At 41.1% G+C, this 23,052-nt stretch carries 20 protein-coding genes and 1 riboswitch; of the genes, 16 read left to right on the forward strand and 4 right to left on the reverse strand.

Going from position 1 to position 23,052, the window contains the following annotated elements:
* Positions 1 to 41: 41 nt before the first annotated feature.
* Together meaB and NPE20_RS17060 are read right to left on the reverse strand one after the other, a co-directional pair.
* Positions 42 to 935: a methylmalonyl Co-A mutase-associated GTPase MeaB gene (meaB, locus tag NPE20_RS17055; protein WP_256539894.1), complete on the reverse strand. Its 894-nt coding sequence runs from the start codon at positions 933 to 935 to the stop codon at positions 42 to 44.
* A 163-nt stretch (positions 936 to 1,098) separates the two neighbouring features.
* Entirely contained in the window at positions 1,099 to 1,299 is a 201-nt protein-coding gene (locus tag NPE20_RS17060) for a hypothetical protein (protein ID WP_256539895.1), read from the reverse strand.
* Positions 1,300 to 1,571: 272 nt separating this feature from the next.
* On the opposite strand from NPE20_RS17060, the gene NPE20_RS17065 reads away from it, so the two are divergent.
* From NPE20_RS17065 to NPE20_RS17105, 9 genes are all read left to right on the forward strand, one after another.
* Complete coding sequence (locus tag NPE20_RS17065; protein WP_256539896.1) at positions 1,572 to 2,459, forward strand: glycosyltransferase family protein; 888 nt, start codon at positions 1,572 to 1,574, stop codon at positions 2,457 to 2,459.
* 6 nt (positions 2,460 to 2,465) lie between these two features.
* A complete protein-coding gene (locus NPE20_RS17070; RefSeq protein ID WP_256539897.1) occupies positions 2,466 to 3,464 on the forward strand; it encodes a glycosyltransferase family 2 protein in 999 nt (332 codons plus the stop codon).
* A complete protein-coding gene (locus NPE20_RS17075; protein ID WP_256539898.1) occupies positions 3,461 to 4,384 on the forward strand; it encodes a glycosyltransferase family 2 protein in 924 nt (307 codons plus the stop codon). Before NPE20_RS17070 ends, NPE20_RS17075 begins: the two co-directional genes overlap by 4 nt.
* Positions 4,385 to 4,438: 54 nt before the next feature.
* On the forward strand, positions 4,439 to 5,185 hold the full coding sequence (locus NPE20_RS17080; RefSeq protein WP_256539899.1) for a glycosyltransferase family 2 protein: 747 nt from the start codon (positions 4,439 to 4,441) through the stop codon (positions 5,183 to 5,185).
* Positions 5,186 to 5,257: 72 nt separating this feature from the next.
* On the forward strand, positions 5,258 to 6,397 hold the full coding sequence (locus NPE20_RS17085; protein ID WP_256539900.1) for a glycosyltransferase family 9 protein: 1,140 nt from the start codon (positions 5,258 to 5,260) through the stop codon (positions 6,395 to 6,397).
* 47 nt (positions 6,398 to 6,444) lie between these two features.
* The gene (locus tag NPE20_RS17090; RefSeq protein WP_256539901.1) at positions 6,445 to 8,271 is read left to right on the forward strand and encodes an ABC transporter ATP-binding protein; all 1,827 of its coding nucleotides are present in this window, start codon (positions 6,445 to 6,447) and stop codon (positions 8,269 to 8,271) included.
* A gap of 9 nt (positions 8,272 to 8,280) precedes the next feature.
* Positions 8,281 to 8,877 (forward strand): hypothetical protein, encoded by a 597-nt coding sequence (locus NPE20_RS17095; RefSeq protein ID WP_256539902.1) that lies wholly within the window; start codon positions 8,281 to 8,283, stop codon positions 8,875 to 8,877.
* 32 nt (positions 8,878 to 8,909) lie between these two features.
* Positions 8,910 to 9,800 (forward strand): hypothetical protein, encoded by an 891-nt coding sequence (locus NPE20_RS17100; protein WP_256539903.1) that lies wholly within the window; start codon positions 8,910 to 8,912, stop codon positions 9,798 to 9,800.
* Positions 9,801 to 9,814: 14 nt separating this feature from the next.
* Positions 9,815 to 10,768 (forward strand): nucleotide-diphospho-sugar transferase, encoded by a 954-nt coding sequence (locus NPE20_RS17105; RefSeq protein WP_256539904.1) that lies wholly within the window; start codon positions 9,815 to 9,817, stop codon positions 10,766 to 10,768.
* A 62-nt stretch (positions 10,769 to 10,830) separates the two neighbouring features.
* On the opposite strand, the gene NPE20_RS17110 is transcribed toward NPE20_RS17105, so the two are convergent.
* Positions 10,831 to 11,514 (reverse strand): porin family protein, encoded by a 684-nt coding sequence (locus NPE20_RS17110; protein WP_256539905.1) that lies wholly within the window; start codon positions 11,512 to 11,514, stop codon positions 10,831 to 10,833.
* A gap of 183 nt (positions 11,515 to 11,697) precedes the next feature.
* Here NPE20_RS17110 and NPE20_RS17115 point away from each other — a divergent pair, with 183 nt between their 5' ends.
* Positions 11,698 to 13,419: a glycoside hydrolase family 3 protein gene (locus NPE20_RS17115; protein WP_256539906.1), complete on the forward strand. Its 1,722-nt coding sequence runs from the start codon at positions 11,698 to 11,700 to the stop codon at positions 13,417 to 13,419.
* On the opposite strand, the gene NPE20_RS17120 is transcribed toward NPE20_RS17115, so the two are convergent.
* Positions 13,420 to 15,006 carry a S41 family peptidase gene (locus NPE20_RS17120; protein WP_256539907.1) on the reverse strand — a complete coding sequence of 529 codons (1,587 nt, stop codon included), beginning with the start codon at positions 15,004 to 15,006 and terminating at the stop codon, positions 13,420 to 13,422.
* A gap of 112 nt (positions 15,007 to 15,118) precedes the next feature.
* Here NPE20_RS17120 and murQ point away from each other — a divergent pair, with 112 nt between their 5' ends.
* The 6 genes from murQ to NPE20_RS17150 all read left to right on the forward strand — a co-directional run bounded on the left by murQ (position 15,119) and on the right by NPE20_RS17150 (position 23,034).
* Entirely contained in the window at positions 15,119 to 15,928 is an 810-nt protein-coding gene (gene murQ / locus NPE20_RS17125) for an N-acetylmuramic acid 6-phosphate etherase (protein WP_256539908.1), read from the forward strand.
* Positions 15,929 to 16,062: 134 nt separating this feature from the next.
* Entirely contained in the window at positions 16,063 to 16,629 is a 567-nt protein-coding gene (locus NPE20_RS17130) for a hypothetical protein (RefSeq protein ID WP_256539909.1), read from the forward strand.
* A gap of 122 nt (positions 16,630 to 16,751) precedes the next feature.
* Positions 16,752 to 17,678 (forward strand): hypothetical protein, encoded by a 927-nt coding sequence (locus NPE20_RS17135; RefSeq protein WP_256539910.1) that lies wholly within the window; start codon positions 16,752 to 16,754, stop codon positions 17,676 to 17,678.
* Positions 17,679 to 17,778: 100 nt separating this feature from the next.
* Positions 17,779 to 18,513 (forward strand): Bax inhibitor-1/YccA family protein, encoded by a 735-nt coding sequence (locus NPE20_RS17140; RefSeq protein WP_256539911.1) that lies wholly within the window; start codon positions 17,779 to 17,781, stop codon positions 18,511 to 18,513.
* A gap of 124 nt (positions 18,514 to 18,637) precedes the next feature.
* Positions 18,638 to 18,749: riboswitch (SAM riboswitch) on the forward strand.
* 152 nt (positions 18,750 to 18,901) lie between these two features.
* The gene (gene metH, locus NPE20_RS17145; RefSeq protein ID WP_256539912.1) at positions 18,902 to 22,618 is read left to right on the forward strand and encodes a methionine synthase; all 3,717 of its coding nucleotides are present in this window, start codon (positions 18,902 to 18,904) and stop codon (positions 22,616 to 22,618) included.
* 53 nt (positions 22,619 to 22,671) lie between these two features.
* Positions 22,672 to 23,034: a four helix bundle protein gene (locus tag NPE20_RS17150; protein WP_256539913.1), complete on the forward strand. Its 363-nt coding sequence runs from the start codon at positions 22,672 to 22,674 to the stop codon at positions 23,032 to 23,034.
* Positions 23,035 to 23,052 lie beyond the last annotated feature (18 nt).

Raw genomic sequence — 23,052 nt, forward strand, 5'->3', positions numbered from 1 at the left:
CTTCCGGATTTTTCCTGGCTCTTGATTCCTGACTCTTAGGTTTATCTTACATACTCTTCCGAGAACTTGTAAATATTAAAGTTACCTGCCTGGGTAGCTTTGGCAATATCCTGCTGAAGTGTTTTTTTGTCGATACCAGCCATTTTATTTTGCTGTATTATATTATATACCTTTTGGGTAAGTAACAGTTGGCGGCGGCTATTATGGATTTGCGGGTTAGATAGAATGAAATTTGCAATGGCGTCTATCCCCTCGTTTTTTGATGCAACTGTTTTAAATATCGGCAGCTTGCTATCGTTATTTTGCCTGATTATTTTTTTGAGGTTATTGATAAACAGGTCAGCGCCTTCCCTGTCGGCTTTGTTTATAATAAAGGCATCGGCAATTTCCATTAAGCCCGATTTAATGTTTTGGATCTCGTCGCCAGCCTCGGGTACCAGCATTACAAAGGTAAGATCGGCAAGGCCGGCAATTTCCACTTCTGATTGGCCCACCCCAACGGTTTCTACAATGATATGATCAAAACCTGATGCTTTAAGCACATCGGTCATTTCAATGGTTTTTGCAGACAGGCCACCTAACGAGCCTCTTGTAGCCAACGAACGAATAAATACATCCGGATGGTTAAAGTGCGAAGCCATGCGGATCCTGTCGCCCAGTAACGACCCAAAGTTAAATGGCGATGTTGGGTCAATAGCCAGTACCGCAACTTTTTTACCTTGTTGTACCAGGTTGCTTATAATGGCATTTACCAGGGTGCTTTTACCTGCACCCGGCGGGCCGGTAACACCTGTAACGGGAGTATGCGTATTAAAGGTAAGGCTTTTTAAAAGTTGAGCAGCGCCGGCAAGGTTATTTTCAACAACAGTTAAAGCGCGCGCAACCGAGCGAAAATCTGCGCTATTTGGGTCTATATGTTGAAAAGCTTTTAGCATTATATCAGGCAATAAAAATAGTTGCTTTTAATTACAATGCCGTATTAATGCAAAAAAACCACTCCATATAATTGAAGTGGTTTTAAAAGATGCAATAGTTAATTTAACAAGCGAGGTATTGCAATGAAGGCAACATACCAATTACATTAACCAATATTTTCTTTTAGTCATCCGCGCGGGTAACTATAATAGTATCCTTTTGGATTGTACGGGTAACGATAATGGTATCCTTTTTAATACCAGAAACCCCTTTTACCAAAGTTTTTTTAGCCGATGAAGGGCTTGCCGCTTCTTTTTGGCATGCCGTTAAATAAAGTCCACAAGCCAAAGCTGTGAAGAATAGAATTTTGTTGAATCTTTTCATATATATTAATTTAAGGTATTACTTATTACGTATGCTTTATCAATTAAGTTTATAATAAGGAAGTTATTGTAAAAAACTCCGAATACAACTAATCATAAACGATGCCATTAATAGACGCGATTAATATAAAATTGTTACTGTTAGGTTTAACATATTGTATAATGCCTGCATTTATTTGTTGCTACAAAAATACAAATTAACCCAGGCATAATATTATAAAAATGAGCGGGCTTAGATAATTATATTTGCAGCCAACATATATCTATATTATAATGAAGGTTTCCGGGTTCACATTCATACGCAATGCTGTAAAAAACGACTATCCTATTGTAGAAGCTATTACGTCTATATTGCCGTTATGTGATGAGTTTATTGTGGCCCTGGGCGATAGCGAGGATGAAACAGAAAGCCTGATAAATGGCATAGGCTCTCCAAAAATAAAGATCATACACACTGTTTGGGACACCAGCGTACGCAATGGCGGTAAAGTTTTTGCCGATGAAACCGACAAGGCTTTTGATGCTATTTCGCCCGATACCGACTGGGCCTTTTACATACAGGGTGATGAGGTGGTGCATGAAAAATATCTGCCTTTAATAAAAAAGGAAATGGAAGCGAGCCTTTCTGATAATAAGATAGAGGGGCTATTGTTTAAATACCTGCATTTTTATGGCTCGTATGATTATTATGGGCATTCGCGCAGGTGGTATCGGCGCGAGATACGAATTATACGTAATAATAAAGACATACGCTCATACCGCGACGCGCAGGGGTTTAGGTGGGCCGATAACCGAAAGATCCGGGTGAAGCTGATTGACGCCTATATTTATCATTATGGCTGGGTAAAACCACCATCGGGCTTAACAAATAAGTTGCGTAATTTTAACCAGTTTTATCATGATGATGAGTGGATGGCGCAAAACCTGCCCGAAACTTTTACGTTTGATTATAGCCATAAAAACCCAGACAGGCTGGTGCATTTTACCGGCACACACCCGGCAGTAATGCAAAAGCGACTGGCGGCCACTAACTGGAGCTTGGATATCGACTTAAAGGAGCTGGACAAGAAGATGAGTTTGCGCCGTAAGGCACTGCAAAAGATAGAAGACCTTACCGGCTGGCGTATTAGCGAGTACAAGAATTATAAAATTATTAAATAAGCCGTTTTGCAGTTCGAAAAAAAAAGTATCTCTATAGTTATACCTAATTATAATGGCCGTAAACTATTAGAAGAGTATTTGCCATATACCTTAACGGCTATTAAAAACGCAGGGGTAGATCATGAAATTATTGTGGTTGATGATGCTTCGACTGATGAATCCGTTGGGTTTTTAAAAACGGCTTATCCGCAGGTTAAATTATTGGTTAACCCGCAAAATAAGGGTTTCTCCTACTCCTGCAATCAAGGCATAAATAAAGCCCGGTGCGAATTGATACTGTTGCTAAATTCGGATGTAAAACTTACCCCCGATTACTTTGAACATCAGTGGAAATACTTTTCGGCAGATGATACATTTGGTGTGATGGGGCGCATTATAGATATGGAAGGCGACCATATACAAGATGCCGCGCGTGTACCAAAGCTTAACGGGCTTAAACTAAAAACCGATTACTTTTACTACACAACAGAACCCAACGACCGGCTGTATACTTTTTATCTATCAGGCGCTAACGCATTAATAAACGCCGAAAAGTTAAAGAGCATTGGTGGGTTCTACGAAATATTTTCGCCGTTTTATTGCGAAGATATGGAGTTAAGTATAAGAGCGTGGAAGTTGAACTGGAAATGTTATTACGAACACCAGGCTGTTTGCAGGCATCAAATGTCGGCAAGTACTAAAAATTATAAAACGGCACGCTGGGTAAAAACCATATATTATCGTAACCGTTTTTACATGCATGCCATTCACCTTAACGGTTTAGCTTTATTAGGATGGTTTTTGCAGATCACTTTTATTGATATGTTGCCAAAATTACTAATAGGTAAATGGTGGTTATGGGGTAGCTATGTAAATCTTATTAAAAACAGGGACGAAATAAAAGTCTACAAAAAAAAGGTAAGTACCCTGTTAAAAACTAATAACAGTCATACCAGTATCTTTGAGGTAATAAATAAAATACGTAATGCTGTTAAAGGTAAAAGCGTAACGCGTTTAAAAGTATGATAGGCAAAGATTTAGTATCAATAGCATTATGTACCTATAATGGCGAAAAGTATTTGCCGGCGCAACTTGATACATTGGTTTCACAAACTTATACCAATATTGAAATTGTTGTAGTTGACGATTGCTCTACCGATAATACATATAATATATTAGAGGAGTACTGTAAAAAGTACCCTCAAATTCGCATTAATAAAAATGAGCACAATTTGGGGTACGTTAAAAATTTTGAAGCTGCCTTAAAATTATGTAATGGCAGCTTGATAGCTCTCTGTGATCAGGATGATATATGGGATGCAAGGAAAATAGAGTTGCAGGTAAATGAAATTGATAATAATGTTTTGGTTTATCACGATTCGGAATTTATAAATGAGAATGGCGAAACGATGAACAAAAAAATGTCAGATTTGATGAACTTGTATAGTGGTGATAATCCCGGTGTTTTTTTATTTTTCAATTGTATATCTGGCCATACCATTTTAATGAAGAAGGAATTGCTAAATAGTGCATTACCTTTTAAGGAAGGGTATTTTCATGATTGGTGGTTGGCATATGTGGCTACTAATATAGGTGCTGTTAAATGTATACCGCAGTGCCTGGTTAAATACAGGCAACATAGTAATAACGATACTGATGTTTTACGCAGAAAGCAAGTTAAAAAGCAATCGTCTGTTAATAAAATAATGCGGATACATCAATGGCTAAAGTACTGTGCAGAATACCCTGGTAATAAATATCCGGCTTTAGTAAACGATTTTTATGAAGCATATACAATACGTATTAATACCTATGTATCGTTTAAGCTTAGTTTACTTTTGTTTAAATACCGATCAACAATATTTGCAATACGTAAGAAAAGCAAGATCAATATGCTTAATTACATTTATCAGCAAGTTTGGGGCGCAAAAATAAAAGAGTTATGATAACTCCTGCCGTTTAAGAATATAGTTTTTTCCCTGATATCAATTAACATAATAATGCAGCACTCATTAAATAAAACCGAGAGCGGGTTGCCTAAACTCTCTATAATAATTGTAACACTAAATGTTGCCCATTACTTGCAAGATGCGCTCAATAGTATTTATGCACAAACTTATCCAAATATTGAAATTGTAATAATGGATGGGCTTAGCACCGATGGCACGGTTGATATATTGAAGGCCAACGATGATAAAATAGCATTATGGCGCAGCGAAAAAGACGGCGGAATATATGAAGCCATGAATAAGGCACTTGATTACATTACGGGCGAATGGGTGTATTTTTTAGGTGCCGATGATGTATTGTTTGATGATTTTTCAAAACTCGCTTATGAGTTGAAAGACCCATCTGTATTATATTATGCCAATGTGATGTTAAAAGACATAAAATACCGGGGCGAGGTAACCGCGTATATGCATGCTAAAAGTACTATTTGCCATCAGGCAATGATATATCCAAAATGGGTTTTTGATAAATACAGGTTTAACACCAAGTACAGGATATCTGCAGACCATGAGTTAAATATGCGCTGTTGGAAAGACCCTAATTTACAGTTTAAATATTTTGACCTTATTATTGCAAGGTTTAATCATACCGGGGCATCGTCTGCTGTCGATTTGGTTTTTGAGAAAGATAAAGCAGATCTTATTCGTGAAAATCATGGCTTTAAACTTTGGTTGCGTTTTATTTTTAGAAGATTTAAAGGGAAGCTTTTAAGAAGAGAGCCGGCCAGGTTTAGGTAATATGACAATTTGTAATGCCTCAACAGCAAAAAACTATGCCCAAATCTTATAACTAACCCCGATGACGATACAATGGATATAAAAAATCGTAATCTGTTCAGGATAACCCGATTTATACTATTAAAATTACCGACGTTATTCAGATTCCTTTCTCGTTTAAGGCCCTCCCGTAAACGCCTCCTGCTTATAAAGACTGATGCAATTGGCGATTATATCCTTTTCAGGAACTTTATCGAAATAACAAAGCGATCAGAAAAGTACAAAGACTATCGTATTGATCTTTTAGGGAACCCTATCTGGCGTGATATTGCTTTAACCTATGATAAGGAGTTTTTGAACGCCTGCTACTTTACCACTACCAGAAACCTTTATGAAGAGCCGTTTAAGGTATTTAAACTTGCTCTTCGCTTGTTTTTAAACAATTACGAAGTAGCACTGCAACCCACCTATACCCGCATTTTTATAACAGATGGGTTTGCCGCATTAACAGCTGCGAAACATATAATTGGTTACCAGGGCGATTATGAAGGTATAGAAGCGCGACATAAAAATAAAACGGATGCTTTTTATACCCAAATGCTACCGTTGCCTCCGTCTGTTTATTTCGAGTTTCATCGTAACAGGTTTTTTTTTGAAACTGTTTTGAATAAAAATATTACCCTTAATGCACCGTCTATTACAACGTTTGGCAGTTCTAAAAAGGGTATTGCCATTTTGCCCGGTGCAGGAGAATTTAAACGAGGTTGGGAAAAAGAGAAATTTCTGGAGTTGATCAGGATGCTGCTGCAGCACACCTCGCAACCTGTTTATCTTATAGGTGGGCCTGGCGAAGTGCAAACCGGCGATTATTTATTGCAAAACCTACCTGCCGGAACTGTTGAAAGCTTTATCAATAAAACGTCCCTGCCACAGATGATTGAATTAATAAGTAATTCGGCCTTACTTATAGCTAATGAAACCAGCGCTATCCATATAGCTGTAGCTACCCAAACACCTTCGGTTTGTATACTGGGCGGCGGGCATTTTGAACGGTTTGCCCCGTATCCGGATGATGTTAACTGTAAGCCGGTTTGCGTTTACGAAAAAATGCCCTGCTACTATTGTAACTGGGGTTGCATTTTTAAGACTGAAGAGAATCAACCCTTTCCCTGCATTTCATCTGTAAGCCTTGAAAAGGTTTGGGAAAGTACACTGCCATTATTGCCCGTATAATAGTAATTGATTAATTACCGTTAACTTTGCATCTATTATTTTTTTGAATGAAGACATACTTCCGGTTATTATCCTTTGCAAAGCCTATCGAGAAGTTTGCAATACCTTATATTTTAACAACCCTGCTAACCGTAATATTCAGTACGTTGAATTTGGCATTGCTTGCCCCCTTGTTACAAACGCTATTTTCTGGTAAGGGCAGCACTGTTCATCCATTGGGCGTTAAGCCTTCGTTTTTTGATATTATGGGTACATTTAGATATTATGTAGACTATGCTATTAACAATTACGGGGCATGGGCTGCATTGCAATTTGTATGCGCTACTATTATAGTAGCTGCCTTGTTAAGCAATCTGTTCAGGTATTTATCACAACGCACTATGGAAAGCCTGCGCGTGCACACCTTGTTAAACTTGCGTCGCACGGTGTTCAATAACGTAATGAATTTGCACATGGGTTACTTTAGTAACGAGCGTAAAGGCGACATCATTTCAAAAATAGCATCAGATGTACAAGTGGTGCAATATTCGGTTACTGGTACACTGCAGGTGGTGTTTAAAGAACCATTAACCCTTATTGCTTTTTTGGTGATGCTTTTTTTAATATCGCCAAGCCTTACTCTGTATTCATTAATTGTGATCCCGCTATCGGCATTGATTATATCCCGAATAGTAAAAAGGCTAAAGGAGCAAGCAACGGCTTCGCAGCAAACATATGGTAATATGATAAGTTACCTGGATGAGGCACTATCTGGTATAAAAATCATCAAAGCCTTTAATGCAACCGCATTTATTAAAAACCGTTTTGATAAAGAGAATATTAAATATTCAAACATTACAAGGGCCATGGCAAAACGCCAGCAACTGGCATCGCCCGTATCAGAATTTTTTGGGGTAGCCATGGTTGCAGGTATTGCATTATATGGTGGCAATTTAGTTTTAAATGATCAGTCGCCATTATCACCACCAGAGTTTTTCACTTTTATAGCTTTATTCTCGCAAGTAATGCGCCCGGCAAAAGCCATATCAGACTCCTTTAGTAATATACATCAGGGTATTGCCGCCGGCGAACGTGTACTAAGCCTGGTAGACGAAAAACCTTTAGTAACCGATGCGCCAAATGCAATTACTGTTACAGAATTTAATGATGCGCTTTGTTTTGAAAATGTATCTTTTGCTTATCAGGACAGAACCGTATTATCAAACATAAACTTAACCGTTCCAAAAGGTAAAACCGTGGCGCTTGTTGGGCCGTCTGGTGGGGGTAAATCAACTATGATGGATCTGGTCCCCCGGTTTATGGATCCCAGGGAGGGTAGTATCACGGTAGACGGAAAAGATATAAAAGAAATAACGGCCGATTCGCTACGCAGCCTGATGGGCGTTGTTAACCAGGAATCGGTTTTGTTTAATGATACCATCTATAACAACATTGCTTTTGGTAAAACCGATGCCAGGCGCGAGGATGTAGAAGCGGCGGCACGTATAGCAAACGCCCATAATTTTATCCTGGAAACAGATAATGGTTACGAAACAAACGTGGGCGACAGGGGGACTAAACTATCCGGCGGGCAAAGGCAACGTATCTGTATTGCCCGCGCGGTATTAAATAACCCGCCAATTATGTTACTTGATGAAGCTACTTCTGCGCTGGATACCGAATCAGAAAAACTGGTGCAGGACGCCTTAAATAACCTGATGAAGAACCGCACATCGCTGGTAATTGCCCACCGCTTAAGCACTATCCAAAACGCCGACATAATTGCTGTGTTGGAGAATGGTAAGTTAATTGAGCAGGGATCTCATCTGGAGTTGTTAAACCACAACGGTTTATATCGCAAGTTAATTGACATGCAAACGTTTAACGAAGGTTAAAAGCATTAAATGGTACACGTAATAATTACCACGGCTAATATTCCCGATGCCTACGAGTACAGGAAGGAGCAATATATCCAATCTATCGAGTCGTGCTTAAAATTTAGTCACTTATTTGATTCGTACACGATACTGGAGTGTGTATCTGCTAATGAGGATTATCTTGACCAATACAATACCGTTTACAGCAAAGAGGGCAACCTTTATAACGACAAGGGTTTAAATGAAATGAACCATTTGCGCGCCCACTTAAAACAATCGCCTTATCCCGATGATCTGTCGATCATAAAGTTATCAGGCAGGTATATAGTAGAGGATGCTTATTTTTTTGAACGGGTGCTGGAGCTGCACGACCAGTTTGATAGTGTCTTTAAAAACGATAATGACGTTTATGAAGGCAATGGCTACCATACTTTTTTTTATTACATGAAAAAGCGGCTATTTATAGATGTTGCCAATAGTATTGAATATTCAAACGATCACAACAGGCCTATTGAATGGGACGTTAAAGACTATTTAATGGTAAGCGAAAAGCATATAGAGATTGACAGGCTTGGCGTAATGGCGTATCAGGGCACAAACAGCGAAAAAATATTCAGGTGCTAACATGCACCTCAATAAAATTATAAAAGATTATTATGGCATTACCTATTATATTTTTTCACTACGGTAACCCGGCGTATTTAAAATATAGCCTAAAGCAAGCCAAATTTTTTAACCCCAATTCTACCATTTATTTATTGGGCGATGATAGTAATAATTGCTACTCATTTGTTACCCACATCCCGGCAAATAAATATAAAAGCGAAGCCACCCCATTCATAAAAAATTATAAGCATCTAACCTCTAATTCAGAAGATTACGAGCTGATCTGTTTTTTACGATGGTTTTATATAAATGCTTTTTGCAGAGAAAATAATATAGGCGCATTTATATATTTAGATTCGGATGTGCTACTTTACGAAGATATAGCTACCATGCAGCCCTTTTTTGAGCATAGTAAAATTGCTAATACCTGCGATACAACAGGGGTGCCTGCATTTACATATTTTAACGGGCAAAAAGCTATTAACGACTTTTGTAATTTCCTGCTTTATTCATACACCCACAATGATGCGGTAAAAAATTTAGAGGCCTTGTATGAACCATTTACGAAAGCCCCGGAAACCCTGGGCGGAATAAGTGATATGACATTGTTCCATCTTTATTTTCAGGAGCACCCCGCTGATACAATGAAGATCAACTTTATAAATGATGACCTGGCAATTGATATTTGTATCAACAACCCCGACGGATTTGAAATGGCTGCGGGTATCAAAAAAATTATATGGCAAGATGGTCTTCCCTACGGTATAAATTCTGAAAATGGTTCACTGATCAGGTTTGCGTCATTACATTATCAGGGAAAATCAAAGAATTTAATTTTTAGGCACTACCTGGCCGGTGGTTATAAATTACAACAATTTAGAGATAAATTAAAAGAACGGTTCAAAAAGATCAGAAGAAGCATTAATGGTTTGTTTAAATAAACATATTTGTAAAAATGAGCGCCCCCGATAACCCTGTTTACAAAACACAATCGCCTATATTATTTATCATATTTAATAGGCCAGATACAACCCAAAGGGTTTTTGATAAAATAAAGGAGACGCAACCACAAAGGCTGTATGTTGCAGCTGACGGCCCGCGTGCTACTAAGCCAGCCGAGGCCGGGATGTGTGAGCAGGCCCGCGCAATAATCAACCAGGTAGACTGGCCCTGCGAGGTGAAAACGCTTTTTCGAGATAGTAACCTGGGCTGTAAGCATGCGGTGTCATCTGCCATCGACTGGTATTTTGAAAACGAGGAAGAGGGGATTATATTAGAGGATGATTGCCTGCCTGCCAATGACTTTTTCAGGTATTGCGATACCATGCTGGAGCGTTACAGGTATGATACCCGGATACGTCATGTTGGTGGATGCAACCTGCAGATGGGAAAAAAATGGGGCAACGCTAGCTATTATTTTTCTAATATGACCCACGTATGGGGCTGGGCCGGTTGGCGCAGGGTTTGGAAAGAATATGATAAAGAGCTGAGCCGCTACCATTCAAACGAAATAAGGCCACAGCTGGAAACCATTTTTAGCGACAAATTTATTGTAGATACCTGGGAAGAGATTTTTAATCACATGAAAGCTGACCGGATTAATACCTGGGATTACCAGTTAGCCTTCCTTAACTTTTTTAATAACAGCTTATCGGTAATTCCTAACGTTAATCTTATATCTAATATTGGGTTTGGCGAAAACTCCACCCACACCACAGACGCGAACAGCTTAAATGCAAATTTGCCGTTAGGCAAACTTGGCGATATAACACATCCTTTATATGTGTTACCGCAAAAAGGCGCCGACCTGTTCACCCTCCGTTACGATTTTAATATAGAGGCCCGATGGAAAAAATATAACCGACCTAAGTACAAGGTAAAAAGATGGTTTAAGGGGTTGTTTAAATAACAAGCATAAAAGCCACTCACCTATGGGCGAATGGCTTTTAAATAAATCAATAGTAAATTCTTTTATTGAAACTTAAACCCTAAGCCCAATTGAAACACCTGGTTGCGATAATCGGGTATAGCGCTGCTATTAGAATGGTTTTCACCCAAATCAATGGCATATCGGCCACGTAGCTCAACATTACGGTTTAAATCAATACCAACACCAATAACACCGGATATATAGCTCTTATCGCCACGGTAACCGTATTCAGATTCAGATATGGTATTAAACCCATCGTCATAAGTATTGTGGGTTGATGTGATGAACGTTAATTGCGGGCCTATAACAAAATTGAAACCCGGTACCAGCCTGAATTTCGCCAGCAATGGGATATCAACATAGTTGGTGCGCTGCTTAAATGTACCATCAATAGTTTCGGCCTTGTACCCTTTTTGCGAAAATAAAACTTCGGGCGCGAATGATAGCGGGTAGGCAATTGGCACATCAAAGGTTAAACCTGCATGCCAGCCTGCAATAGTGCTGGTACTAAAGTCAGAATTATAAGCATCAACAGTATTTGAAAAATTCACACCGCCTGCTAAACCAACCCGGGGTCTGTAAAAATCATCAGCACGCCTGTTATAACGTTCCTGAACGGGCGCTCGCCTAACTACTCTTACCCTGCGTGGGCGGCGGTCATAACGTTGTGCACTAACTTCGCCTGCAACCAGCAGGCATATAGCCATAAAGAGAATTTTTTTCATCGGTTTTATTTTATTTGTTTTGTGATGAACTATCGTGGATTGCCCACAATATTTCATGCCGGTTAATTTTATAACCTATAGAGTGAAATTTCGTGCCAAGGTTTATTCGGGATATGTTTTATAAAATCTTAGATAGGTAAAACAATTAGCTAAATTTTAGATTTAAGCTACATTTGGATAATAATGAAACAAAAACTTTACGTCGCCTGCACCATCCTTTTTATGTTAAGCCTGCTAACTCAAAGCAGTTCCGCTCAAAAAACAAGCTTCATTAATTCATTAAGCGAGCAAAACCATTGGGTAGATTCGGTGTACAAAAAAATGAGCCGTAAGGAGCGTATTGGCCAGCTTTTTTACGTAAGGGCGCATACCAATATGGGCAAAGCCTATGAAGATTCGGTAGGTAAGATTATAGAGGAAGAGCATATTGGCGGCCTGGTGTTTTTTCAGGGTGGGCCGGTAAGGCATGCTAATCTCATTAACAATTATCAAAAGGTGTCAAAGGTGCCTTTGCTTATAGCTATGGATGGTGAATGGGGATTAGGTATGCGTTTAGATTCATCCGTTTCTTATCCTTACCAAATGACTTTGGGGGCTATCCAGAATAACAACCTCATCTACAAAATGGGGCAAATGGTAGCTTATGATTTTAAGCGGCTGGGGATGCATATCAACTTTGCACCCGATATGGATGTTAATAATAACCCCAACAACCCGGTTATCAACTATCGTTCTTTTGGCGATAACAAGTATAACGTGGCACAAAAGGGTATTGCTTATTTTAAAGGGATGCAGGATGCCGGGCTTATTGTTTTTGCAAAACACTTCCCCGGGCATGGCGATACCAATGTAGATTCGCACTTTGCCTTACCGCAATTACCCTTCACCCGCGCCCGTTTAGATTCGTTAGAAGAATACCCGTTTAGGGAAGCCATAAACGCAGGTATAAGCGGGGTAATGATAGCGCACATGAATATACCCGCGCTGGATACTACAAAAAATTTGCCTTCTACCTTATCAAGGGCAATAGTTACCGGTGTGTTGAAAGATTCCCTTGGTTTTAAAGGGATTGTTGCTTCGGATGCCATGGAAATGCAGGGCGTGGTAAAAAACTTCCCTAATGGCGAAGCTGATGTAAGGGCATTTTTAGCAGGGAATGATCTGATAGAACTATCTGTTAATTCAAAAAATGGCGCTAAGCTAATTTTGAAAGCCATCAAAAAAAAGAAGATCGCTAAAGAGGAATTTGAGGCGAGAATAAAAAAACTATTGGCAGCTAAATACTGGGCAGGCTTAAATACGTATAACCCTACCACACCGGCAAACTTACTGCAGGATATTAACCGCCCAGCCGCAGCCGAACTAATACAGCAATTAGCTGATGCCGCCATAACCGTGTTAAAAGGCAGCAGCCAAACCATCCGCCAAAACCCGCTCCGGAAAACAGCCATTGTAAGTATCGGGGTTGACAGGCCAACTACTTTTCAGATGGAGCTTTCTAAATGGTATGCCAACAGTATGATATTTTTGGTGGGTAAAAGTACATCCGTAACCGATATGAACCGCATGCTGCAAACCCTAAAAGGTTTCGACCAGGTTTTTGTAAGCATACACGATACCCGCGCACGCCCGGCAAGTAAGCTGGACTACAGCAGCGATGTTAAATATTTAGTAGCTGCCCTTGCCGCAAAACCAAATACAGTAACAAGCGTTTTTGCAAACCCTTATACTATTACCGGTTTACCGGGAATTGAAAAAAGCGCCGGTATCATAGTAGGGTATCAGAAGGATGACGCCATGCAACGATCGGCAGTAAAAGTGATAACCGGTTTAATGAAACCCGCGGGCAAATTGCCCGTGAGCGTAAATGTATATTTCCCAACTGGTACGGGGGTGAGCTTTTAATTACTCCTGCAAAGCTTTTTTAAAGGTAGTATCGCTGTCATTTAACACACGGTAATAAGCGTTGTTTCCCCATTTAAAGCGGGCTGCATTCGCTTTTATCAAGGTTTTGATAATATTACGCGATTGCTGCAGATCGCTTGGGCTTATATATTTTACCGTTTGCGATGCATAGGCTATAAAATTATGCAGGCTTTCTTCGCTGATATTGTATTGACCAATAAAGTTATCGGCAGTGGGGTATTTGCTTATTACGGGCTGCAGCCTGTCTATCACATAAGCGGTAAAAAGCTGGTTGCCGGCAAGCTGCTCTATCAGTTGGGTGTTCTGGCTGGTATCGGTAGGTACAAAAACATCGGGCATTATACCACCTCTGCTAAAAACTTTGCGGCCCTTAGTAGTATGATAAGCCGAAGCCCCGAGGAAAGCGCTATCGTTTAAATTACTGCCTGCATTTAGCAACTCGCCTTTACGGATCCGATCAGCCAGTTCGTTGCGGTAACTTATAACACCATTCTTATACGATTTTTGTATCGACCTGCCCGACGGGGTGTAATACCGGGCAACGGTTAAATTTATGGCGGTGCCATCCCCAAATGCAAACTGCTGCTGTACCAGCCCCTTACCAAAAGAGCGGCGGCCTACAATAGTAGCCCTGTCCAGATCCTGCAATGCGCCTGCCAATATCTCACTTGCCGATGCCGAATATTCGTCAATAATAACGGTAAGGTCGCCCTTTTCATAGCTGCCAGAGTCTGTGGCGAAATAGTCGGTACGGGGCTCATGGCTGCCTTGTGTGTAAACTATCAATTTGCCTTTTGGCAAAAACTCATCGGCCATTGCGGTTGCAGTGTTAAGATACCCGCCGCCATTGCCGCGCAGGTCGAGCACCAGTTTTTGCATACCATCAGCCTGCAGTTTCTTTAAGGCAGTTCTAAAATCGTTATCGGTGGTTGATGCAAACTTGCTTATCTTAACATAACCTGCATCACCAACTGTATAGGCCGCATCCAGGCTGCTCAATGTAACCCGGTCGCGTTTTATGGGGAAGTCCTGAAGTTTCTTAGATTGATTTCGCGAAATACCAAGCGTGATTTGGGTATCCTTTTCGCCCCTAAAGGTTTTACTGATACGTTGAACAGTAAGCTGAGTGCCGGAAAAAGGACTGCCATCTACATTTATTACCCTATCGCCAACCATAATACCCGCCTTAGCAGCCGGGCCATCGGCATTAACCTGGGTAATTACCAGTGTATCGCGCAGCAATTGATATTCTAAGCCTATACCGTTAAAACCGCCTTCCAGTCGTTCGTTAATAGAACGTGCCTGTTGCGCGGGCAAATAAACGGAATGCGGATCAAGGTTTTGCAGCATATCGTTAACGGTAACACCCTCAACGCTGTCTGTATTAACCGAGTCTACATATTTGTTACTTACCAGGTAAAGCACCCGTGATATTTTATCCGGGTTTGAAAAATTAAGGCCAAGCTTGCGCCCCACCATATTATCGTTGCTGATAAGTAAACCGATAGTGACACCTATCAGTATCAATATTAATGTCCTGAAAATTATTCCCGCCGTTCTTTTCATCTATAATTTAACCATACAAATCTAATAATTAGCTGTCATTGCTAATAATTTATATCACCTTCGTTGCTTTGATGTTTTTTACTCAATTTTGTTAAAAATTTATTGCCAAAACATGGAAATAAACACAGAAAAGGATTCCAACTACAACGGCCTCGAAAACATGTCGGTATTGGAGCTTCTTCAGAATATAAACAACGAAGATAAAACCGTAGCATTTGCAGTAGAGAAAGCTTTGCCGCAGATAGAAAAACTGGCAACCATTGTTACTGATCGTATGCGTAATGGCGGCCGGTTGTTTTACATTGGTGCCGGCACCAGCGGCCGGTTGGGCGTGGTAGATGCTTCTGAGTGCCCGCCAACATTCGGCGTTCCGTTTGATTGGGTGGTTGGCATTATAGCCGGTGGCGATACAGCCATCCGCAAAGCGGTAGAATTTGCCGAGGATAACCGCGAGCAAGCCTGGAGAGACCTGCAGGTGTTTGATATTAACGAAAAGGATGTAGTAGTGGGCATAGCAGCATCGGGCACTACGCCCTATGTTATTGGCGGTTTAAAAACCGCTAACGAGCATAATATTGCTACCGGTTGCATTGTATGTAATGCGGGCAGCCCCGTAGCCGCCGAAGCTCAATTTCCTGTTGAAGTAGTTACCGGCCCCGAGTTTGTCACCGGCAGTACCCGTATGAAAGCAGGTACCGCGCAAAAGCTGGTTTTAAATATGCTAAGCACAAGTGTAATGATACAACTGGGCCGTGTAAAGGGTAATAAAATGGTGGATATGCAGTTATCCAATAATAAGCTGGTACACCGCGGCACCCGTATGGTAATGACCGAAACGGGTCTGCCGGAAAATGAAGCAGCCGAGCTTTTAAAACAATACGGAAGTGTTAGAAAAGCGGTAGACGCGTATAATAATAAATAGATGTGCAGATGGGTGAATATGCATATGTGCAGATGAAGAGATAGGTTAAAAAATTGATTATTAATAGGGATATGTATATGCGCCGTGCTAACATCTGCACACTTGCACATCTGCATATCTGCACATTTGAATAAATGCACGAAATAGAACCATATTACCGCTGGCGGGATGACTATGTAGCATCAGAGGATGAATATTCTCCTTTTTATGCCACACAGTATAACGAGTTTGAGTTTGATAAGCAGGTATATAACTATTTGCTACACCCGCAATGGGACTCGTTTGGGTCCAATACGCTATATCTTAAGGTTTTGTATGTTGATTATGACCGGGGCTACAGCATTATAGAATTTATTGGCGAATGGAACGATGCCATTAATAACGATATTATGCTGATGAAGCGCGAACTGATCGAGCTGATGATAGACCAGGGCGTGAACCAGTTTATATTGATAGGTGAGAACGTGCTTAACTTCCATTTTTCTGACGATAGCTATTATGAAGAATGGTTTCAGGAGGTTGAGGATGGCTGGATAGCCGGGGTGAATTTCCAGGAGCATGTTATCCGCGAGTTTAAGAACGCCAATATCGATTACTACATCAACTTTGGCGGGCAATTGGATGAGCTTAACTGGCGTTCCCTAAAACCTTTACAAGTATTTAAAAAGGTGGAAGAGCAACTAACTAAAAGGCTTAATTAAAAGTTTTGGATCGATATTTTAACTGCTAATTTAAGTTGTTCATGATGGGGTTTATCATAAAAATCCAAAATATCCGTCCTCCTCTTTTAGAATATGTAGAATCACTTTAGCACATTAAAGCTATGACCGCCAATGATATCCAAATATACAAAGAATGCTTGGCGTGCCTATCCATTCAAGAAATAAAGAGTCGAATAGAACACTATAAGAGAGCCGTTGATCTGCGCACGATAACACCAGCGCGTTTAAAGCAAGAACTGCGACGAGTCTTTACCATAAATCCCAGGGGCAGAGAAGTAGAATTTTTCATCAAGGCCGACACTTTGATGAAAGAATTTTATTTAGACTATTACCATAGGATCCGAAAATTTACTGAGAATGATATCGATGGAATGTTAAGTAAACAGTTCCAATCTATGCAAAAGGAGCAAGATGTTTGGTGCCGTTCAGCAGAAGACATCAATTCAATAGGACGGCTCAATGATAGTAACGAACCGGTATTGTATGCAGGATCGGGCATTGAAAACGCGATTTTCGAAACAGAATGTAAAGTCGGCGAGTTTTTCTTTTTAATAGTATATCAGACTAAAAAGCGTCTGCGAGTAGCACAGATCCATGCCAATATCGAGTATCCAGAATTCGATGAATTGGAAAATGCGAAGTTGACCATTCTACAAACTTTTTTACAGCATGAGTTTGTAAAGGTGGTTCAACCTGGCCAAGAATATCTTTACAAAAGCTCCATAGCAATTTATAAACATTTTTTTAAGAGTGATCTGAACGATGCATTCACCTATCCCTCCGTTAAGACTGCCCGCACAATCGGATATAATATTTGCTTTGAAGAAAATAAAGCAAAAGCAGCCCTACAATTTTTAGGCGTACGGGTGTGCAGGCTGGTTTCGATCGGGCAAAACCCCGAATTCGTCGTTGAAATATTTTATGATGGATTTTTAAAAGAAACGGGTGGTTTTGACTTTTTCCCACAAAACTCTGAAAAATCTAATGCAAATTTGGGAGCTTATAAAAGGGGACTGCCTTTCCACTGAACTATTAACTCATCGTATTGTAAGCTTTACAAAGCATACAACTTTTATAACCATTACAACGTTTTTACTATATTCGTACAAATAATTTCTAAAAATAAAAATGGAAACCAAAACTCACGATTACGTTTACGAAAATGTAAGTTATGTTGAAAATGCCGAGGCATCACGAAAGTTCATAGCAAATGTTTTTGTTTGGATGTTTGTTGCATTAGGTATATCATCCCTGTGCACCTATACATTTGCCTTTATACCCGAATTATCTGCTTTGTTGCGTGATACACAAACCGGAAAAAGTAATGTTTTAGGTATCATTACCATGTTTGCCCCGTTTGTTTTTGTGTTGATACTGACCGGCAGGTTTGCAAAAATGAGCTTCGCATCAACGGTTGTTATGTTTTTGGCATTTTCCGCCGTTATGGGTGTTAGCCTTAGCTACATATTTTATATATATTCTTTTGGGGCTATAACAACCGCTTTCATAACAGCAGCTGTGGTGTTTGGTGTAATGGCTATTGGCGGTTATACAACCCAGCAAGACCTTACCAAGTTTGGTTCAATACTTATTATGTTGTTAATAGGCGGTATAGTTGCAACCCTTCTGAATGTTTTTTTATTCCGCAGCAGCAGCTTCGATTTACTGATAAGCTACATAATGGTTGCCATATTTGTTGGCCTAACCGCTTTTAATGTACAAAAGCTAAAACGGATTGGAGCCGGTATCGAATTTGGTGATGCAGAAGGCAAAAAGTTGGCAATTATGGGTGCATTAACACTGTATATGAACTTTATTAACCTGTTCTTGTGGTTATTACGCATATTCGGCAACAGGAGATAATAGCATACACATTTATTAAAGGCCGCCTGTTTAATTAACGGGCGGCCTTTTTTATTTACACAGGGCTGGCGTAAGGTGTAATTTATACGCTTGCACTTTACAACATTATTATTCATCTTTGTAACGCTTATGGAGAAAGACGGAGGGATTAGACCCTGCGATGTCTTAGCAACCTGTTACTTAACAAGGTGCTACATTCTACTCAGACCAATTGAATGGTTTGGGACAGATAAGTGAAAGTCAATATTATACCCGACTTTTCGAAATAAGTTTTTTTAGTATCAGGTAATTAGTATCAAGTATCAAGACTTTTTCTTGCGCTGGATATTATGCTCACGTATCGGTTTTCGGTACTTGATACTTGATACTCGCTACTTGATACGGAACAATGGACATTAGAAAAGAATTACAGAAACGCATATTGGTTATTGACGGAGCTATGGGTACCATGATTCAAAGGTACGAGCTCACCGAGGAAGATTTTCGTGGGGAGCGTTTCCGTGACCACCCATCTGACCTTAAAGGCAATAACGACCTGCTGAACATAACCCGCCCGGATGTGATCAAGGCTATCCATGCCGAATATTTGGATGCCGGGGCGGATATTATCGAAACCAATACCTTCAGTACCCAGCGCATATCACTTGCCGATTATCACCTCGAAGAACTTGATTACGAACTAAGCTACGAAGGCGCCCGCATAGCCCGCGAAGTTGCGGACGAATACACCAAACGTAACCCATCAAAACCACGTTTTGTAGCGGGTGCTGTTGGCCCAACAAACCGCACCGCATCCTTGTCACCAGATGTGAACGACCCGGGTTACCGCGCCGTTACCTTTGATGATTTGGCCGAAGCTTACTATGAACAGGTACGTGGTTTGGTAGATGGTGGTTCGGATCTGTTATTAGTCGAAACCATATTTGATACCCTGAATGCAAAAGCGGCATTGTTCGCTATTCAACGATATAAAGACGAATGCCAGGCTGCCGGAAAGGATTATCCTGCCTTTAGGGAAACAGGCGGTATCATGATATCGGGTACTATTACTGATGCATCTGGTCGTACCCTTTCCGGCCAAACAGTAGAGGCTTTCTGGAACTCTATTAGCCATGCCAACCTGCTATCAGTAGGATTGAATTGCGCCTTAGGTGCCCGCGAAATGAGGCCGCACTTAGAGGAACTTTCTGATAAAGCGGGTGTATTTATCTCCGCCTATCCAAACGCGGGCTTGCCAAATGAATTTGGCGCTTACGACGAAACCCCGCACGAAACAGCCCATCAGGTTGATGATTTTATAAAAGCCGGATTGGTAAATATTGTAGGTGGTTGTTGCGGTACCACGCCGGAGCACATTAAATGCATTGCCGATAAAGCCGCGAAATATTCCCCAAGGCAACTGCCGGAGATCGAACCTTACCTGCGCTTAAGCGGATTAGAAGCGGTAACCCTTACCCCCGAAACTAACTTTGTAAATATAGGCGAGCGTACCAATATTACCGGTTCACCAAAATTCTCCAAACTTATCCTTGCCGAAGATTACGAGGCAGCCCTTACCGTTGCCCTGCAACAGGTAGAAGGTGGTGCGCAGGTGATCGACATAAACATGGATGAGGGGATGATAGACTCGGAAGCCGTGATGGTGAAATTCCTGAACCTGGTTGCCAGCGAACCTGATATTGCCAAGCTGCCCATCATGATAGATTCATCTAAATGGACGGTTATTGAGGCGGGCTTAAAATGCTTGCAGGGTAAAGGCATTGTTAACTCCATCTCGCTAAAAGAAGGCGAAGAAAAATTTAAAGAATACGCACGCAAGATCTTAAGCTATGGAGCCGCTGCGGTGGTAATGGCTTTTGACGAAACTGGTCAGGCTGATTCACTGGAACGCCGTAAAGAAATTTGCGCGCGCTGTTACAGGATATTGGTTGATGAAGTAGGTTTCCCTCCTCAGGATATCATTTTCGACCCGAATATATTAACTGTAGCTACCGGGCTTGAAGAACATAATAATTACGCGGTAGATTTTATTGAAGCTACCCGTTGGATAAAACAAAACCTGCCGTATGCCAAGGTGAGTGGTGGGGTGAGTAACATTTCATTCTCGTTCCGCGGTAATAACGTGGTGCGCGAGGCTATGCACTCTGCATTCCTTTACCATGCCATCAGGGCCGGGTTGGATATGGGTATCGTAAACGCCGGGATGCTGGAAGTTTACCAGGAGATCCCAAAAGATCTGCTGGAGCTGGTTGAAGATGTATTATTAAACCGCCGCGATGATGCTACCGAGCGATTGGTAGAATTTGCCGATACCATAAAAAGTAAAGGGAAAGAGATAGTACGTGACGAAGAATGGCGCAAAGCGCCGGTAGAAGAGCGCCTTTCGCACGCGCTGGTAAAGGGTATTATCGAATACCTGGATGAGGACGTGGAAGAAGCCCGTCAGAAGTTTGCCAAACCTTTAGAGGTGATTGAAGGCCCGTTGATGGATGGTATGAACGTGGTAGGCGACCTTTTTGGCGCCGGTAAAATGTTTTTGCCGCAGGTAGTAAAATCGGCCCGTGTAATGAAGAAAGCGGTGGCTTATTTGCTGCCCTTCATCGAACTGGAAAAACAACGTGTTATTGATGCCGGGGAAGATAGCAGTGGCAGTCGTGCCAATGCGGGTAAGGTATTAATGGCCACCGTAAAAGGCGATGTACACGATATTGGTAAAAACATTGTAGGCGTTGTACTGGCCTGTAACAACTTTGAGGTAATAGACCTTGGGGTGATGGTGCCTGCACAGCGCATTATAGAGGAAGCAAAAAAACAGGAAGTAGATATCATCGGACTAAGCGGCTTAATTACCCCATCGCTGGATGAGATGGTGCATTTTTCCAAAGAGATGGAACGCGAAGGGTTTACTATTCCGTTAATTATAGGAGGGGCTACTACTTCCAGGATCCATGCCGCTGTTAAAGTTGCGCCACATTATTCGGGTGCTGCTATACATGTTTTGGATGCATCGCGCAGCGTAACTGTTTGCAGCAGCCTAATGAACCGCGATACACGTGACAGTTATATACAAGGCATTAAGGATGAATATACCAAGGCCCGCGAAGCGCACGCTAATAAAAAGAGCGATAAACGTTTTGTAACTATTGAGCAGGCGCGCGAGCAAAAATTCCAGATAAATTTAGATACAGTTGCGCCTGCGCCAACCTTTACAGGCACCAAAGTTTTTGAAGCTTATCCGCTGGAAGAGCTTGTACCATATATAGATTGGACGCCGTTCTTCCATACCTGGGAATTGCGTGGCAGCTATCCTAAAATATTTGCCGATAAATTTGTTGGCGATGAGGCTAAGAAACTTTTTGATGATGCGCAGGCATTGATGAAGAAAATAGTTGACCAAAAACTGCTACGTGCTAATGGCGTTATTGGTTTTTGGCCGGCAAACAGTGTTGGCGACGATATAGAGATCTATACCGATGAAACCCGCCAGCATTTGCTTACCCGTATCCATACGCTTCGCCAGCAGAACGAAAAGGTTAAAGGCGAGCCGTATTATGCCCTATCGGATTTTGTTGCACCTAAGGATAGCGGTGTGGCCGATTACTTTGGCGGCTTTGCCGTAACTACCGGTATTGGTTGCGATGAACTGGTTGCCGAGTTTGAAGCGGATCATGACGATTACAACAGCATCATGACCAAAGCTATTGCCGACCGCTTTGCCGAAGCTTTTGCCGAGAAAATGCACGAACTGGTACGTAAAGAATACTGGGGTTATTCGAAAGATGAGCATTTGGGTACCGATGAGTTGATCAAAGAAGAGTATCAGGGTATCCGTCCGGCACCCGGTTATCCCGCCTGTCCGGATCATACCGAAAAAACTACTTTGTTTGAAATACTGAAAGCCGAAGATAATGCCCACATGCACCTTACCGAAAGCCTGGCCATGATGCCGGCAGCATCGGTAAGCGGATTTTACTTCGCGCATCCGCAGGCAAGGTATTTTGGACTGAATAAAATAAGTAAAGACCAGATAGAGGATTACGCTGTCAGGAAAAACTTATCTGTTGATACTGTGGAACGCTGGTTAGGGCCGAATTTGAATTACTAAAAGAGCGGGGAGCGAGGAAAGAGGTGCGGCATGGTTGATGATAAAATATAGATATGATATTCACTGATTTAGACGCTTGGAGAGAAGCCAGATTGTTGGTTAAAATGGTTTATACATGTTTGTTGCCTTTTCCTAAGGAAGAAATGTATGGTTTGCAATCTCAGATTAAAAGATCTGTCATATCCATTCCGTCAAACATCGCAGAAGGATGTGGACGAAGTCATCCCAAAGACACAATGAGATTTTTCTATATCGCTCGTGGTTCGGCATATGAATTAGAAACACAATTATATTTATCCCTCGATTTAGAATTTATTGATGAAATAATATTGAAGGAGTTGTTAGACAAATTAACCCGTGTAAGGATTTTATTAGCGGGTTTAATTAATTATCAAAAAGCTCAAATAACAAATTAACCGCACCTCTCACCCCAC

Source organism: Mucilaginibacter aquariorum (genome assembly GCF_024498135.1).
In the GTDB taxonomy this organism is placed as follows: Bacteria; Bacteroidota; Bacteroidia; order Sphingobacteriales; family Sphingobacteriaceae; genus Mucilaginibacter; species Mucilaginibacter aquariorum.